This window comes from Nocardiopsis flavescens, from assembly GCF_900141985.1.
GTDB classification, from domain to species: Bacteria; Actinomycetota; Actinomycetes; order Streptosporangiales; family Streptosporangiaceae; genus Nocardiopsis; species Nocardiopsis flavescens.
On the sequence record NZ_FQZK01000008.1, the window covers coordinates 17563 to 33548 of the forward strand.

The window sequence follows — 15986 nt, forward strand, 5'->3', positions numbered from 1 at the left end:
GCGCTCATGCGAGGGCCTTCCCGGCTCGGAGGGTGCGGGGGTCGACGAGGGCGAGGACGATGTCGATGGCGATGTTGAGCGCCACCGCGACCGCGCCGACCGTGAGGACGACGCCCCGGGTCAGCGGGTAGTCCCGGTCGATGATGGACTCGACCACGGCGCGGCCCAGGCCGGGCCAGGCGAAGACGCTCTCGATGATGATCGCCCCGCCGATCATGCCGGCCAGGATGAGCCCGGACAGGGTCAGCGTGGAGGCCAGGAGGTTGGGGACGGCGTGTTTGGCGAACTGCCGGAACGTGCTGATCCGCCAGCCGCGCGCGGTGCGCATGTAGTCCTGTTCGAGCACCACGGCCGCCTCCCGGCGCACCAGCCGGGACATCGACGCGATGGGCCCGGAGGCGATCGCGACGGTGGGCAGCACGTAGGAGGCCATCGAGTCCGCGCCTGCGGCCGGGAGCACCCGCCAGTTCACCGCGAAGACCACGATCAGCACGGCGCCGATCACGTAGACCGGCAGGGCCAGGACGATGCCCGTGGTCCAGCCGAAGGCCGAGTCGAGCCAGGGGTTGCGGTTGCCCCGGGTCAGCCCGGCCACCGCCAGCCCCAGCGCCAGGGAGACGACCAGGGTGACCGCGATGCCGAACAGCGCGATGGAGGCGGTGAAGGGCAGCCGGGCGGCGATCACGTCGGCGACCGGCTGCCCGGTGCGGTAGGAGGTGCCGAGGTCGCCGGTGAACAGGCCCGCGAGGTAGTTCCAGAACTGTGCCAGGAGCGGCTGGTCCAGGCCCAGGCGGACCCGGGTGGCCTCGACCTGCTCCGGGGAGGCGTCCACTCCGGCCACGACGCGCGCGGCGTCGCCGGGGATGAGGTGGACGATGGCGAAGGTGATGACGGTCAGCGCCGCCAGGGCGAGCAGCAGCTCCGCGGTCTTGCGCAGCAGGAAGGCCGGCCACGGCCTGGTCAGGATCGAGTACATGGTGCTCTCAGCGGCTCGGGCCCCGGGCGGACCCCGGGAGGGGTCCGGTGTCCGCCCGGGGCGGCGCGGTCGGGTGTCAGTCCAGGACCCGCAGGGTGGTCGCGTCCTCGCGGCCTCCGGGGGTCGCGACGGAGAACCCGTCCCGGCCGACGATCGACTGGGTCACGGTCGACAGCGGGATGAAGTCGACCGCGTCGAGCGCCGCGCGCTGGGCGGTCTCCCAGTGCCCGCACATCTCCTCCTCGGAGGCGGCGGTCAGGGCCGCCTCCGCGGCCTCGGCGGCCTCGGGGTTGTCGGAGTGGGTGAGGTTGCGGCCGCCGTCGCCGTAGGGGGCGCCGATCACGGTGGTGAGGCCCCAGGAGATGGTGCCCAGGTTGTTGACCGTGGCGTACACGGTGACGTCCCAGGTGTCGGGCTCGTCGTAGATCTGGCTGACCCAGCTGCCGACGTCGGTGTTGCGCAGCTCGACCTCGGCGCCCGCCGCCCGCAGCTGCTCCTGGAGGTAGATGGTCGCGGCGCCGTTGGGGCCGATGGCGTGGCTGCCCAGCACGTCGACGGAGACGCCGTCCAGGGCCTCGGCGGCGGCGTCCATGTCCTGCTCCAGCAGCAGCGACTCGTCGGTGTTGGCGCACTGCATGTTCTCGTCGCCCAGGGTCGCGATCAGCGACCCCTCCGGGTCGACGATCTCGCGCAGGGCGTCCCGGTCGATGAGGTGGGCCGCGGCGCGGCGCAGCTCCTCGTCCTCGAAGGGGCTCCCCTCGCGGTGGTTGAACATGACGTAGTACTCGCCGGTGACGGCGGTGGTGAAGGTGTAGGAGTCGTCGCCCTCGAACCGGCCGAGTTCCTCGGCCTCGATGGGCGCGACGTCGATCTCCCCGGTGAGGAGCTGGTTGGCCACCGCGTCCTCGGCGCCCACGGCGAATTCGAGGGTGGCGGCGGGGGTGCCGGGGAGGGGCTCGGAGTACTCGGTCCAGGCGTCGTAGTCCTCGCGCAGCGCGAAGCGGTAGTTCACGCCGGTGCGGGACTCGGTGAGGACGTAGGGGCCGCTGAACGCGCCCTCGACGGTTCCGGCGGCGAGCCCGTCGAGGTCGTCGAGCCCGGCGGGGCAGATGATCCCGGCCTGCGGGATGGAGAGGCCGGGGAGCACCTCCGAGTGCGGTTCGCCCAGGGCGATGGTGACGGTCCCGGCGGCCTCGTCGGCGGTGACGGTCGCCTCGCCGCCGCCGAAGACGCCGCTGGTGTGGAGGGAGTTGGTGGCGGGGTCGGCGAGGTAGGCCAGGGAGTCGGCGACGACGGCGGGGGTGATCTCGGTGCCGTCGGCGCAGGTGCGCCCCTCGGTGATGGTCAGGGTCACCTCGTCGGCGGCCACCTCCCAGGACTCGGCGAGGCCGGGGATGAACTCGCCGTCCAGGTCCCGGCGCACGAGGGTGTCGTAGGCGAGCCGGACCGCCCGGTAGTCGTCCGTGGTCTGCGTCAGGGCGGGGTCGAAGGTCGTGGGGTCCTCGATCCACGCGCCCCGGATCGTGTCCGTCCCCGCCTGGGCACCGTCGCCGCCCGTGGTGCACCCGGTGAGCGCGAGCGCCCCCGCGCAGAGGAGGGCCGGCACCGCGTGTCTCCCCCTGCCCTGGCTTCTCGACATGGTGTTCCTCTCGGTCGATGGGGTGCGGATGACACCTGAGGTGTGATCCGGGTCTCAATGGAAGCAAGTCCAGGGGAGAAGGTCACCGCTCACGCGTTGAAAACCTGGGGCGGCCTCTCCTACAGATGTCGAAACGGCCCGCCCCGCGCGTGGTCGGGGACCGGTCCCGGCGCCCCGGTCCCGTGGGCCGGGGCTCCATACAAGCCGGAACGCCGCAGGGGTGCACCGGGCAGGCGTTGAAGGCTCCCCCGGACGCCTTCGACATCCGTAGGGGCCGGTGACCGGGCGGACGCACCGAGCCCGCCCCCGGGTCGGGCGCGAGTCCGCCGGGTTACGGGGCGTCCCCGGGCCGGGTGCGGACCGACGCCGTCCCGTCCCGCCTCCCGCCGGGCCGGACACCCGGCCCCGGGTCGCGGGAGGGCGGGAATCCGGCCGCGCACCGGCCGCCGCGGACGGTGTCCCGCCGAGCGGTGTGCGCACGCCGGACCGTTGGCACGGGGGCGGCCCGCTGGTCAGCGGGCCGTCGCCCCTGTGACGCCGGGGTCGAACGACATCACACCACGTCGGGGGACACGACCCCGCCACGGGGTCCCCGGGCGGCGCACCGGCGCCTCCCAGGACCGCTCTCCCGGTCGCGGGCGCCCGGGAGAGCGGCCCTCGCACCGCGGCACCGGCCGCCGCGGCGACCCGTCGCTGTCCGCCGGGGCACGGGTCCCCCGGGGTCGGACCCGGGGCTCGCGGGAGCGCCACCGCGCACCCGGACCGGTCACCAGTCCCCGAGCACGTCCTCGCGGTCGGCGTCGATCCCGGTGGCGGGGCGCACGGGCCGCAGCGGCGCCCCGCTGAAGGAGATGTTGGGCGAGGTCCGCAGGTACGTGTGCCCCAGGGGGTGGCGGACCTCCTCGACCGTCCCCCGCCCCCGCAGGTAGTCGTCCCCGGCCAGGGACTCCAGGGTCCGCACCGGCTGCACGGGGATGCCCGCCTCCCCGCACTCGCCCAGGATCTCCCGGGTCGTCCGCCCGGCCGCGTAGGCGGCGATGGCGGCCTGCACCTCCTCCATGTTCTCGTTGCGCTCCTGGTTGGTGGCGAACGGCGCCTCCTCCCCCTCCGCGAGGGCGCCGGAGACGCGCAGGAAGTCGCGCCAGTTGCGGTCCGAGTACGGCAGGACGCACACCCACCCGTCCAGGCACCGGTGCGGGCTGCGGCTGGGCGCCAGCGTCCGGTGCCAGCCGGCGGGCCCCTTCGGGGGGACGAAGGAGAAGTCGTTGAGCTGCTCGGTGAGGGTGAAGTCGGCCATGACATCCACCATCGGCACGTCCACCCACTGCCCCGCCCCGTGCTCGTCCCGGTGGTGGAGCGCGGCCAGGACGGAGTACACGATGGTCAGCGCGCAGATCTTGTCCGCCATCACGTAGGGCGCGTACCGCGGGCGGTCCCCGGCCTTGGCGTACACGTCGCACACCCCCGAGGCGGCCTGGACGGTGTCGTCGTAGGCGGGGGTGTCGGCCAGCTCCGAGTCGCTGGCGTAGCCCTGGGCCGTGCACAGGATCGCCCGCGGGTTGAGGGCCCGCACGGACTCCCAGTCCAGGCCGTAGCCCCGGCGCCGGGACGGGAGGTGGTTGGTCAGGACGATGTCGGCCGAGCGCAGGAGCCCGCGCAGCTCCTCCCGCCCCCGGTCGGTCTTCATGTCGACCGCGATGTTGTACTTGCCGTCGCCCAGGGAGTGCGCGGCACCGCTCATCCCCGGCGCGGCGCTCGCGCCGATGCGGCGCACCACGTCGCCGCCCGGCGGCTCCACCTTGACGACGGTCGCCCCCAGCTTGGCCAGCAGCCTCCCGGCCATCGGCGCCATCACCACGCTGGAGACCTCCACGACCTTCAGGCCGGCCAGCGGGCCGCCCGTCTCCCCTGAGTCCATGTCCACGCTCTTCCTCCCGCAGTGGGGTTCGGTCGGGCCTTCACCGGTGGGTCCGGCGTCGGCGGGTCCGGGTGCGCGGCGGCGCCCAGGCCCGGCCCCGGCGGGGCGGCGGCAGCGGGCCGCGGCGGTCGGCGGCGGTTCAGCGGCCGGGCGGGGGCCCGACCCTGCCGCGGACCGCCAGCCAGAGCTGGAGCAGGAATCGGTCGCCGCCGTCGTCCAGCGACAGCCCGGTCTCCTTCTCGAACAGGCGCAGGCGGTAGTAGACGGTGGTGCGGTGCAGGTGCAGCAGGTCCGAGGTGCGGGCGACGCTGCCGGCCTGCTCCAGGAAGCACGCCACCGTCCGCAGCAGCTCCTCCGGCTGGGACTCCACCGTCTCCCTGACCAGCTCCGGGACCAGCGAGGCGTCGATCCGGGACCGGACGGCGGCCTCCACCAGGGTCTCCAGGGGGTGCTCGTCCCAGAAGGCGACGGGGCGCCCGCGGTCCACCGCGATCCGGGCGGCGGTGCGGGCGTGGTCGTAGGAGCGCGAGGCCTCGGCGAGCGGGACCGCCGAGCCCACCCCGAAGCGGAGCCCCTCGGCGAGGCCGGCGTCCAGCGGGGCGACCCGGGCGGCGGCGCGCTCCGCGGCCCTGGCGCAGTCCGTCCGGGCCGCGGCGCCGCGGCCCCCGACGAGCAGGAAGGCGTGGTCCTCGGCGACGGCGAAGGCCGCCGACCGGTCCCACTGCGGCTGGACCGCCTGGCGCAGGGAGCGGCGCAGCACCTCGGCCCGCTCGTCGGCGGTCCGGGCGGGCCAGGGCTCGGCGCCGACGACCGCGAGCGCGGTGACCTCGTCCGCGTTCTCGAAGTACCCCAGGTCGGTCAGGTCGCGCGCGGCGGACGCCCGGTCCTGCTCCGCGTCCGAGAGCAGGGCGAACAGCAGGGCCTCGACCTCCAGCGCGGACTCCAGCCCGTCCTGGTGCTGCCAGGCCAGGACGCGCTCCATCTCGTGCGCCGCGGAGACGCACAGCGCCATCTCCTCGTCGGACAGCTCGTCCTCGCCCCGCAGGATCACCCACATGACCCCCAGCGGCCCGTACCGGGAGCGCAGCGGGAAGGCCATCCGGTCGTACTCGTGTCCCTCGATCCCCAGGGCCCGGCCGCGCCGGGGCGAGCGCCAGTGCGGGAACCCGGCGGCGAAGGTCGCCTCCCGCACGGGCCCCTCGATGCGCCGGTTGGCCAGGGAGGTCAGGCGCAGGGGGTCGGCGTCCCCGAAGTGGGTGCTGGACCCCAGCAGGCGCAGGTCGGTGTCGTCGACGGCCACACTTCGCCTGATCCGCTGGGCGAGCCGCTCGGCCAGCTCCGTGATGGCGTCCATCTCCCGATCGTACCGAGTCACAGGTCCAGGACCAGCTTCTCCGTCGTGCTCCGGGAGACGCAGGGGTACATGCGCCCCGGCGGCGCGCCCAGGAGGTCGCGGTGCTCGGGCTCGCCGTCAAGGACCGTGACCGCGCACGAGCCGCAGACCCCTTCGCGGCAGCCCGCCGCCACGGCGACGTCCTCCCGCAGGAGCGCGTCCAGGAGCGTCTCCCCGGCGGGGACCGCGACCGTCCTGCCGCTGCGCGCGCACTCGGCGGTGAAGGGGGCGTCGTCCGCGAAGGACCGCGGCTCGGCGCGGAAGCGCTCGACGTGCACCGGGCCGAACCGCTCTGCGCCGAAGGTCTCCTCGACCGCGGCGACCATGCGCGGCGGCCCGCAGGCGACGACCTCGGTGCCGTCCGCCGCGTCCCGGGCCAGGGCCGCCAGGTCGAGCCGGCGCCCCTCGTCCGCGGCGGCGACCACGACGTCCCCGGTCCCGGGCAGCTCGTCCAGGAAGGGCATGCCCGCCCGGCCGCGCCCGGCGTAGCGCAGGGCGGGGCCGCGGCCGTCGCGGACGTCGCGCAGGTACATGGCCAGCACGGCGGTGATGCCGATGCCGCCCGCGATGTAGAGGGTGCCCGGGGCGGTCCGCCCGGGGAAGGTGGACCGGGGCTCCGAGACGCGCAGGGCGGTGCCGGGCCGCAGGAACAGGTGGACGTACTCCGAGGCCCCGCGGCTGAGCGCCTCGTGCTTGACCGCGATGCGGTAGCGGGCGGTGTCCGCGGGGTCGCCGCAGAGCGAGTACTGGCGCCTGAGCCGGTTGGGGAGTTCGACGTCCATGTGGGCGCCGGGCGTCCAGGGCGCCAGCGCCCCGCCGTCGGGGGCGCGCAGGGTGACGGCGCGCACGCCCTCGGCCACGGGCCGGACCTCTTCCACGACCAGTACGGGGGCGGTCCCGGGTGCGGCGCCCATCAGTAGAGGGTCTTGTAGGCGGTCCTGGCCAGGTCCGCGTCGATGGCGTCCGCGCTGACCGCGGGGTTCCCCAGGCGGTCGGCGATGACCTCGCCCAGCGTGGGGACCAGCTCGGCCAGGGCGAAGCTCTCGGGGTCCCAGATCCGCGAGCGCAGCACAGCCCGCCCGCAGTGCAGGTAGACCTCCCGCACCCGGACGACGATGGCGACCTTGGGCGTCTTGCCCTCGGCCTCCAGGCGGGCGAGCACGTCGGGGTCCTCGGTGGGGTAGGCCGTGCCGTTGACGCGCAGCGTCTCGTGGTGGCCGGGCACCAGGAAGACCAGCCCGATGCGCGGGTCGGTGGCGAGGTTCTCGAAGGTGTCGAGGCGGTTGTTGCCCACCCGGTCCGGGATGGCCAGGGTCCGCTCGTCCAGCACCTTGACGAACCCCGGGTAGTCGCCGCGGGGCGAGCAGTCGGCGGTGCCGTCCGCGTGGGCGGTGGCCAGGCAGACGAACGGGGAGTGCGCGATGAAGCGGTGGACGTGGTGGTCCACGTGGTCCCGCACCTTGCCGACGGCGGCCTCGCTCGGCTCGCCGACGAGTTCGCGCACCCGCTCCAGGGACATGGGTTCGGGCCGTCGGGCCATCAGGCACCCCACACTTCTCGGTAGAGGCGCATCCAGTTGCCGCCCATGATCTTGTCGACCTCCTCGGGGGTGTGCCCCCGGTCGCGCAGCCCGGAGGCGATGTCGGGGATCTCGGCGTTGGTCTCCAGACCGGCGACCGAGGGGTTGGGGCGGTACGGCCCCGCGTCGAAGTGGGGCGTGGTGCCGTGCAGCCGCGCCAGGGAGGCGAAGAAGTCCGCGTCGCGGCCCTCGCACTGGTCGGTGGCGATGCCCACGTGGTCGACGCCGGCCACCTCGACCAGCCGCTCCAGCCCGTCCAGGTAGTCGGAGAGGGTGGAGTCGAACCCCCCGGGGAGGAACTGCGGGTAGGCGTTGGCCCCGATCACGCCGCCCCGGTCCACCAGGGCCCGGACCAGCTCCGCGGGCTTGTTGCGCGGGTGGTCGGCGAACTCGCGGAGCTGGGCGTGGGTGAAGGCGACGGGGGCCTCGGAGACCTCGATCGCGTGCCGCGCGCTCCGGTCGCCCACGTGGGAGAGGTCGACGAGGACGCCCAGGTCGTTGAGCCTGCGCACCGCCTTGACCCCGAAGAGGCTGAGCCCCTCGTCGTGGGGTTCGTAGCACCCGTTCGCCACCAGGTTGCGGACGTTGTAGGCGAGCTGCACCACGCGCACGCCGAGCACATGGAAGGCTTCGAGCCGCTCGATGTCGTTGCCGATGGGCGCGATGTTCTGCCAGCCCAGGATGATCCCCGTCCGGCCGGTCTCATGCGCGCGCACGATGTCGGCGCTGCCCCTGACCTGGAGCAGCGTGTCCGCCCGCTCCCGGAAGCGCCGGTGCCAGGCGGCCGTCGCGTCGACGGTCTCCTCGAAGCCCTCCCAGATGGCGATCGTGGCGTTGAGCGCCGTGACCCTTCCGCGGGCGAGGCTGTCGTACACACCGGGGTCGTCCCAGTTGCTGGGGTTGCAGCCGTCGACGGTGATGCCGTGAACCATGCGCCCCATCCAATCAACGCCGCCGGTACCGCGCACCGGGCAGACGTTGAAAGTCCCACATGGGCTTTCCTACATCTGTCGCACGGCCTCCGGGGAACCTTCGATCTCTATAGGTCGAAACCCGGCACGGCCCCGCAGAACATGGACCCGGGTCCATACGTGCAGACAGCGCAGAACAGGGGGCTTCCATGTCGAAGGGGTATTCCCACATCGTCATCGGCGCCGGAACCGTCGGATCGGCCACCGCCTACTGGCTGAGCAGGCAGGGGGCCGAACGCGTTCTCGTCCTCGACCGGTTCGGCATGCTCCACCCCTACGGCGCCTTCGGGGACCACTCCCGGATCATCCGGCGGGTGTATCCCTCCGCAGCGTACTCGGGCCTGACCGACGCCATGTACGAGGCCTGGGCCCACGTGGAGCGGGAGAGCGGCCTGCCCCTGGTCACCACCACCGGCGGGCTGGACCTGGCCGAGGCGGGGACGGCCGGGCACGACTACATCGAGAGGTCCCGGCGCGTCCTGGAGGACCTGGGCTTCGACCACGAGCGGCTCACCGCGGACGACATCCGGCGGCGGTTCCCGCAGTGGCGGGTCTCCGACGAGACCGGCGGCATCTACCAGCCCGACGCCGGCATCCTGGACGTGCGCCGCGCGGTGAGCGCGCACACCTCCCTCGCCCTGGCGGCGGGGGTGGAGTTCCGCACCGGGACGGTGGACGGCGTCGAGCTGTCCGCGGACGGCGTCGGCGTCCGGGTCCGCACCGCGGACGGGGACCCGGAGACCGTCCGGGCGGACCGGCTGGTCGTGGCGGCCGGCTCCTGGATGGGCGCGTTGATGTCCGACCTGGGCCTGGACTTCCCCCTCACCCTGTCCCAGGAGCAGGTCAGCTACTTCAGCGGGCCGAACCTGGGCGACTTCACCCCGGAGCGGCACCCCGTCTGGATCCACCACGGCGGAGCGGACACCTACTACGGCTTCCCGGTCTATGGCGAGGCCGCCACCAAGCTGGGCCGGGACATGCGCAGCCGGTTCATCGAGAGCGGGGACCGGGTCTTCGAGGGCGACGACGTGGAGGGGGAGCTGCTCTCCGCGTTCCTGCGCGAGCACCTGCCCGGGTCCGCCGGGCCTGCCCTGGCCCACCGCACCTGCGTCTACGACATGACCCCCGACCGCGGCTTCCTGCTGGACACCCTGCCGGACCACCCGCACGTGGCGGTCTTCAACGGGGCGGGGCACGCGGCCAAGTTCGGCAGCCTCGTCGGCCGCATCCTGGCCGACCTCCAGACGGAGGGCACCACCCCGTACCCCATCGACGCGTTCGGCCTCGACCGCCCGGCCGTCTCCGACCCCGCATACCCCGTCACCTTCAAGCTGGAGACCGCGGAGAAGAACAGCGGGGAGCAGGCCCATGCACACGGCTGACCTGCTGCGGACCGGCGAGTTCGGCTACACCCGCGACGGCGCCCCCGCGGGGTTCGCCGACCTCCTCCCGGGGTTCACCGCGCAGGACCGCCTGGGCGTCGTGGCGCTGGAGCCCGGGGACGTGCTCCGGGCCGCGCCCCTGCTGCTGGCCTGCGTGGGCGCGTTCTACGAGGAAATGCGCGCCGCGGAGAGCGACTTCTACCTGTACCCCGACTTCTTCGTCTTCCACGTGGGCGGCCTCACCGGGCGCCACAGCCCGCTGGACGTGTGGCCGCAGAGCAAGGAGGTCGTCGTCCCGCCCGACCCGCAGGAGCTGCTCGCCGCGGTCAACGACCGGGGCGTCACCCGCCTCGTCCTGCCGGTCGGCCCGGGGGCCGAGGGCGTCGTGATGCTCCACGCCGCCCAGCTCGCCGCCCGGCGCCTGCGCACGGTCCTGACCACGACGCCGGTCCGCGGGGAGCACACGTGGACGGTGCGACCCTCGCCGGCCTCGGTCCCGCTGATCCGGCGCTGCGCGAGGATCTCCGCCGACCTCCTGGGCGGGGAGCGGGCCGAGCGGTTCGCGGACCGGGCCCCGGACGCGCGGGGCTACACGGAGCTGTCCGCGGACGAGGCGCTCTCGGCGCTGTGCGCGGCGGGGACCACGGACGCGTCCCTGGGCTTCACCGGGGAGTACCGAGCCCGGGCGGGCCTGAGCGACAAGGTGCTGGACCGCGACCGGTTCACGGTCGCGGCCCCGCCGGTGCGCGGGAGGGGCGGCGCCGGCGCCTGAGCGCCCGCCGCCCGGCCCGCCGGGCCGGCCGCACTCCGGCACGGGGGTCCGCCCCTCCGGACCTGCGCGCCCCCTCTTTCCCCAGTACACGAATCCCCTGTACACGAACGGATCGCCGCCGCGGCGCACGCGGGCGGGCACCGCGTAAGGAGCAGTGAAGTGACGCAGTTCGTCGATGTCGCGAACATGGCCCGGTGGATCCGGCGCGAGGGCGTCGAACGCCTCATGGGCGGGATGATCGCCTACCTGGAGGAGGACTTCCGCCGCTGGGACCACTTCGAGAAGACCCCCCGCATCGCCAGCCACACGCCCCTGGGCGTCATCGAGCTGATGCCGACCTCCGACCACGAGACCTACGCGTTCAAGTACGTCAACGGGCACCCTTTCAACCCCGCCCGCGGGTTCCAGACGGTGACGGCGTTCGGGGTCCTGGCCGACGTGGACAACGGCTACCCGACCTTCCTCGCGGAGATGACGCTGCTGACCGCGCTGCGCACCGCGGCGACCTCGGCCATGGCCGCCAAGGCCCTGGCCCGCCCGGACGCGCGGTGCATGGCCATGGTCGGGGCCGGTTCGCAGGCGGAGTTCCAGGCGCTGGCGTTCCGCGCCGCGCTGGGCATCGAGGAGCTGCGCGTGTTCGACGTGGACCCGGCGGCGGTGGGCAAGCTGCGCCGCAACCTGGAGCCGCTGGGGTTCCGGGTGACCGACGCCGCCTCCGTCGACGAGGCGGTGGCCGGGGCGGAGGTCGTCACCACCTGCACGGCCGACAAGGCGCGCAACACGGTGCTGGGCTCCGCCCAGGTGCGGCCCGGGGTGCACGTCAACGCGGTGGGCGGCGACTGCCCGGGCAAGACCGAGCTGGACGCGGAGATCCTGCGGCGGGGGCGCGTGTTCGTGGAGTACCCGGAGCAGACCCGCATCGAGGGCGAGATCCAGCAGATGGAGCCGGACTTCCCGGTCGTCGAGTTCTGGAAGGTGCTCACGGGCGAGGAGGAGGGGCGCCAGAGCGGGGACGAGATCACGGTGTTCGACTCGGTCGGCTTCGCCATCGCCGACTTCTCGGCGCTGCGGTTCCTGCGGGACTCCACCGAGGGGACGGACCTCCAGGCGTTCATCGACCTGGTGGCGGACCCGGACGACCCCAAGGACCTGTTCTCCCTGGTGCACTCCCTCAAGCCGGTGGGGTAGGGACCGGGCGGGCCCCGGCCGCGCACGGCCGGGGCCGGGGCGGCCCGCGCGGCCGGAGCGCGGAGCGGCGGGTCAGGGGCCGAGCGGAAGGGGGCGGTCGCTGATGAGGTCCTTCATGACCAGGGTGGAGGTCAGGCGCCCTACCCCGGGCAGCGCGGACAGGTGCTCGTCGTACAGGGCCTGGAAGGCGGGCAGATCCCGCGCGACCACGCGGATCAGGTAGTCGGGCTCCCCGAACAACCGCTGGGCCTGGACCACCTGCGGCACCCCGGCGACGGCCTCCTCGAAGGCGCCCACCGCCGCGCGGTCCCCCTCCCGCAGCGTCACGAACACCCACGCGGAGAAGTCCAGTCCCAGCGCGGACGCGTCCAGGTGCGCGCGGTAGCCGCTGATCACCCCGGACCGTTCCAGCGCCCGCACCCGGCGGTGGCAGGGCGAGACGCTGAGGCGGACGCGCTCCGCCAGTTCCGTGACCGTGAGCCGCCCGTCGCGCTGGAGCTCCGCAAGGATCTTCCTGTCAACCTCGTCCATACGCGAGATCTTCCCTTGAAATCGCCGTTCAGCGCAAGAAGTCGCAAGCACATTGCGCGTGTTTCGCCTTAATCTTCCCAGGTGAGAGCGGGCCCGGACCGGGGCCGGCGCGGGCAGGGGAGGCGGCAAAGCGATGGATTCGGCGACGGTGGCGGCGTTCTGGGGGGTGTCGGTCCTGTTCGTGATGACCCCGGGGGCCGACTGGGCCTACGCCGTCGCGGCGGGGCTGCACGGGCGTGCCGTCGTGCCCGCCGTGGCCGGGATGCTGGCCGGGCACCTGCTGGCCGCCCTGGTCGTGGCGGCCGGGGTGGGCACCCTGGTGGCGGGCTCCCCCTCTGTGTTGTCGGCGCTGACCCTGGCGGGCGCTGCCTACCTGCTCTGGCTGGGGGCGGGCATGGTCGCCCGCCCCCCGGTCCCGAGCGCGGCCCCGGACGCGGACGGCGCCCCCCGGTCCCGAGCGCGGCCCCGGACGCGGACGGCGCCCCCCGGGCGGGGTGGGCGGTCCGCGGGTTGGGGGTCAGCGGGCTCAACCCCAAGGTCTTCCTGCTGTTCTTGGCGCTGCTTCCGCAGTTCACCGACCCCGGCGCCCCCTGGCCGGTCCCGGTCCAGATCCTCGCCCTGGGCGCGGTCCACGTGCTCGGCTGTGCCGTCGTCTACCTGGTCGTGGGCCACGCCTCCCGGGCCGTGCTGGCGGCGCGCCCGCGGGCGGCGCGGGCCGTGGGCCGTGTCTCGGGCGGCGCGATGATCGCGGCGGCGGTCCTGCTGGCCGCGGAACGGCTGGCGGGCTGACACCTGCCGGACGACCCGGCCGACCCGGCCCGGCACCGCGCTCCGCAGGGCGCGAGCGCCCCGGCCGAGACCCGCGCGGGCCGGGGCGCGAGCGACCCGGCCCGCGCGGCGTCAGGATGCCGGGGCGCCGACGGCCCGGGCGGCCCCGGCGGGTCCCGCGTCCCCGGCTCCACGGCCCCGAACGGGGAGGCGTCCGGCGCGGACGCCGTTGGCGATGACCAGGACCTCGGCCAGCTCGTGGGTGAGGATGACCGCCGCCAGCCCGAGCACCCCCAGCGCCGACAGCGGGACCAGGACCAGCAGGATGCCGCCCGACAGCAGCAGGCTCTGGAGCATGATCCGCCGGGAGCGGCGGGCGTGCGCCAGGGCCCGGGGCAGGGCGCGCAGGTCCTCGCCCATCAGGGCCACGTCGGCGGTCTCGATCGCGACGTCGGTGCCCATCGCCCCCATGGCGATCCCGGTGTCGGCGGCGGCCAGGGCCGGGGCGTCGTTGACGCCGTCGCCGACCATCGCGACCGGGCCGTGGCGGCGCAGCCCGGCGACCAGCGCCGCCTTGTCCTCGGGCCGCAGGTCGGCGTGGACCTCGCCGACGCCGACCCGCGCGGCCAGGGCGCGGGCGGTGCGCCCGTTGTCGCCGGTGAGCATGACGGTGCGCACGCCCATCCGGTGCAGGGCCGCGACCGCCCCGACGGCCTCGGGGCGCAGCTCGTCGCGGATGGCGACGGCGCCGACCACCTCTCCCCCGGCCTCGACCAGGACGGTGGTCGCCCCCTCCTCCTGGAGCCGGGCCACGGCCGGGGCCAGGGGCCCGGGGTCGAGGTAGCCGGGGCGGCCCAGCCGCAGGCGGATCCCCTCGGCGGAGGTCCCGGTGAGGCCGCTGCCGACCACCGCCTCCACGTCGCGGGCGGGCACGGGGTCGGGGCGCGCGGCCAGGATCGCGGCGGCGAGCGGGTGCTCGCTGCGGGCCTCCAGGGCCGCCGCGGCGTCCAGCACCTCGTCGCGGGTGCGCCCGGGGGCGGGCTCGACCGCCACCACGGCGGGGGCGTTGCGGGTGAGCGTTCCGGTCTTGTCCAGGGCCACGACCCGGACGGTGCCGAATGCCTCCAGGGCCGCCCCGCCCTTGACCAGCACGCCGGACCGGCTCGCGGCACCGACCGCGGCGACCACGGTGACCGGGACGGAGATCGCGAAGGCGCACGGGGAGGCGGCCACCAGCACGACCAGGGCGCGCTCGATCCACACCGCCGGGTCGCCGAGCACCGAGCCCGCCACGGCGATCAGCGCCGCCGCGACCAGGACCCCGGGCACCAGCGGGCGGGCGATCCGGGCGGCCAGGCGCTGGGCGGCGCCCTTGCGGGCCTGTTCGCGCTCGACGATGTGCACGATCCGGGACAGGGAGTTGTCGGCCACCGCCGCGGTGGCCTCCACCTCCAGCGCCCCGCCGCCGTTGACGGTCCCGGCGAACACGGCGGTGCCCGCGACGGCCTCCACCGGCACGGACTCGCCGGTGACGGTGGAGGTGTCCACGGTGGAGCGGCCCGCGCGGACGGTACCGTCGGTGGCGATCCGCTCCCCGGGGCGGACCAGGAGCACGTCGCCCGGCCGCAGGTCGGCGGGGGCGACGGCGGTCTCGCGCCCGCCGCGCAGCACGGTCGCCCGCGCCGGGACCAGGTCGAGCAGGGCGCGCAGGCCGTGGCGGGTGCGGGCCACGGCGTGGTCCTCCAGGGCTTCGGCCAGGGAGAACAGGAAGGCGAGCATGGCGGCCTCGCCGACCTCGCCCAGCAGGACGGCGCCGGCCATGGCCACGGTCATCAGGGTGCCCACGCCCAGTTTTCCGCGGGCCAGGGCCCGCAGGGTGCCGGGCACGAAGGTCCGCCCGCCGGCGGCGACCGCGGCGGCGAACAGCGCGGTCGCGAGGAGGGGGGCTCCGGTGAGCCACCCGGCGAGCAGCCCGGCCAGCCACAGGACCCCGGCGGCAGCGGCCCAGCGCAGGGCGGCCGAGTCCCACCAGGCGCCCGGTGCCTCCTCCGGTTCGGCGGCGGGCGCCCCGCAGGTGGGGTCGCCGCACCCGTCGTCGGCGGCAGCGGCGGACCCGACGGCGACACGACCGTGATCATCGTCCGCGCGGCGGCCGTCGTCGCAGGAGTCAGCGGCGGAGGGCGCACGGCCCGGACCGCTGCCACCGTCCCCACCGGGGCCGACGGTACCCGGAGCCGGAACGGCGACCGGGCTGCCGTGGCCGCCGCCACCGTCCGCGCAGCAGGAACAGGCGGCCGGGGCCGGGCCCCGCCCCGGGGCGGCCGGGGCACCCGGAGCGGGCACGGGATCCGGCGGTCGGCGGTTCCGGGAGGGCCCGGGAACGCCGTTGTCACCGCAGCACAGGTCGGACACGGCTCAGCCCTCCCCTGGCGCGGGTGCGGCCTCGGCCTCGGGCAGCAGCAGCGCCAGCAGGGCCCGCCCGGTGTCGGTGAGCCGGTACATCACGAGCTTGCCGTCGCGCCGCGACGCCGCCAGGCCGGCGGTGCGCAGCTGCCGCACGTGGTGGGAGACCAGGTTCTGCGAGGAGGAGCAGACCCACGCCAGGTCGCACACGCACAGCTCCTCCCCCACCGCCAGCGCGCGGGCGATGCGCAGCCGGGTGGGGTCGGCCAGGGCCCGGGCCCGCTCGGCGGCGGGCCGGATGTGGTCGCCGGCGGGCACGCGCGCGCGGACCGCCTCGGCCTGGGGCAGGTCGAGGCAGAGGAGTTCACAGGAGTCGGAGGACATACCAACAAACTAACGTTCGTTGATATGTAGGGTCAACGTGGTCCGCCGAAACGGCGGTGCGGCCCCGGGACGCGTCCCGGGG

At 74.9% G+C, this 15986-nt stretch carries 14 protein-coding genes and 1 pseudogene; 5 read left to right on the forward strand and 10 right to left on the reverse strand.

Annotation, left to right across the window (positions count from 1 at the left end; genetic code table 11):
- Positions 1-4: 4 nt before the first annotated feature.
- The 7 genes from BUE45_RS14760 to BUE45_RS14790 all read right to left on the reverse strand — a co-directional run bounded on the left by BUE45_RS14760 (position 5) and on the right by BUE45_RS14790 (position 8437).
- Positions 5-976, reverse strand: a complete 972-nt coding sequence (locus BUE45_RS14760; protein WP_073379902.1) for an ABC transporter permease — start codon at positions 974-976, stop codon at positions 5-7.
- 76 nt (positions 977-1052) lie between these two features.
- Positions 1053-2582 carry an ABC transporter substrate-binding protein gene (locus BUE45_RS14765; RefSeq protein ID WP_073379903.1) on the reverse strand — a complete coding sequence of 510 codons (1530 nt, stop codon included), beginning with the start codon at positions 2580-2582 and terminating at the stop codon, positions 1053-1055.
- A 799-nt stretch (positions 2583-3381) separates the two neighbouring features.
- Positions 3382-4533 carry a CaiB/BaiF CoA transferase family protein gene (locus BUE45_RS14770; protein WP_245833250.1) on the reverse strand — a complete coding sequence of 384 codons (1152 nt, stop codon included), beginning with the start codon at positions 4531-4533 and terminating at the stop codon, positions 3382-3384.
- A 139-nt stretch (positions 4534-4672) separates the two neighbouring features.
- On the reverse strand, positions 4673-5887 hold the full coding sequence (locus tag BUE45_RS14775) for a PucR family transcriptional regulator (protein ID WP_073379905.1): 1215 nt from the start codon (positions 5885-5887) through the stop codon (positions 4673-4675).
- A gap of 17 nt (positions 5888-5904) precedes the next feature.
- Entirely contained in the window at positions 5905-6840 is a 936-nt protein-coding gene (locus tag BUE45_RS14780; protein ID WP_073379906.1) for a PDR/VanB family oxidoreductase, read from the reverse strand.
- Positions 6840-7466, reverse strand: a complete 627-nt coding sequence (locus BUE45_RS14785) for an MSMEG_1061 family FMN-dependent PPOX-type flavoprotein (RefSeq protein ID WP_073379907.1) — start codon at positions 7464-7466, stop codon at positions 6840-6842. The genes BUE45_RS14780 and BUE45_RS14785 overlap by 1 nt, the downstream gene beginning before the upstream one ends.
- Entirely contained in the window at positions 7466-8437 is a 972-nt protein-coding gene (locus BUE45_RS14790; protein WP_073379908.1) for a dipeptidase, read from the reverse strand. The genes BUE45_RS14785 and BUE45_RS14790 overlap by 1 nt, the downstream gene beginning before the upstream one ends.
- Before the next feature lie 188 nt (positions 8438-8625).
- On the opposite strand from BUE45_RS14790, the gene solA reads away from it, so the two are divergent.
- The 3 genes from solA (at position 8626) to BUE45_RS14805 (ending at position 11818) form a co-directional block, all read left to right on the forward strand.
- Positions 8626-9858: an N-methyl-L-tryptophan oxidase gene (solA, locus tag BUE45_RS14795; RefSeq protein ID WP_073379909.1), complete on the forward strand. Its 1233-nt coding sequence runs from the start codon at positions 8626-8628 to the stop codon at positions 9856-9858.
- Positions 9845-10630, forward strand: coding sequence for a hypothetical protein (locus BUE45_RS14800; RefSeq protein ID WP_073379910.1), 786 nt, complete (start codon positions 9845-9847; stop codon positions 10628-10630). The genes solA and BUE45_RS14800 overlap by 14 nt, the downstream gene beginning before the upstream one ends.
- Positions 10631-10789: 159 nt before the next feature.
- Positions 10790-11818 (forward strand): ornithine cyclodeaminase, encoded by a 1029-nt coding sequence (locus BUE45_RS14805; RefSeq protein ID WP_073379911.1) that lies wholly within the window; start codon positions 10790-10792, stop codon positions 11816-11818.
- Between the two features lie 72 nt (positions 11819-11890).
- On the opposite strand, the gene BUE45_RS14810 is transcribed toward BUE45_RS14805, so the two are convergent.
- Positions 11891-12349 (reverse strand): Lrp/AsnC family transcriptional regulator, encoded by a 459-nt coding sequence (locus BUE45_RS14810; RefSeq protein ID WP_073379912.1) that lies wholly within the window; start codon positions 12347-12349, stop codon positions 11891-11893.
- A gap of 184 nt (positions 12350-12533) precedes the next feature.
- Here BUE45_RS14810 and BUE45_RS33835 point away from each other — a divergent pair.
- Positions 12534-12689: pseudogene (locus BUE45_RS33835) on the forward strand (LysE family translocator); the annotation flags it as partial.
- A 170-nt stretch (positions 12690-12859) separates the two neighbouring features.
- Positions 12860-13138 carry a LysE family transporter gene (locus BUE45_RS33840; RefSeq protein WP_281256349.1) on the forward strand — a complete coding sequence of 93 codons (279 nt, stop codon included), beginning with the start codon at positions 12860-12862 and terminating at the stop codon, positions 13136-13138.
- Between the two features lie 111 nt (positions 13139-13249).
- On the opposite strand, the gene BUE45_RS14820 is transcribed toward BUE45_RS33840, so the two are convergent.
- Together BUE45_RS14820 and BUE45_RS14825 are read right to left on the reverse strand one after the other, a co-directional pair.
- Positions 13250-15529 (reverse strand): heavy metal translocating P-type ATPase, encoded by a 2280-nt coding sequence (locus BUE45_RS14820; RefSeq protein ID WP_073379913.1) that lies wholly within the window; start codon positions 15527-15529, stop codon positions 13250-13252.
- Positions 15530-15532: 3 nt separating this feature from the next.
- Positions 15533-15904 (reverse strand): ArsR/SmtB family transcription factor, encoded by a 372-nt coding sequence (locus BUE45_RS14825; RefSeq protein ID WP_073379914.1) that lies wholly within the window; start codon positions 15902-15904, stop codon positions 15533-15535.
- Between the last annotated feature and the right edge of the window lie 82 nt (positions 15905-15986).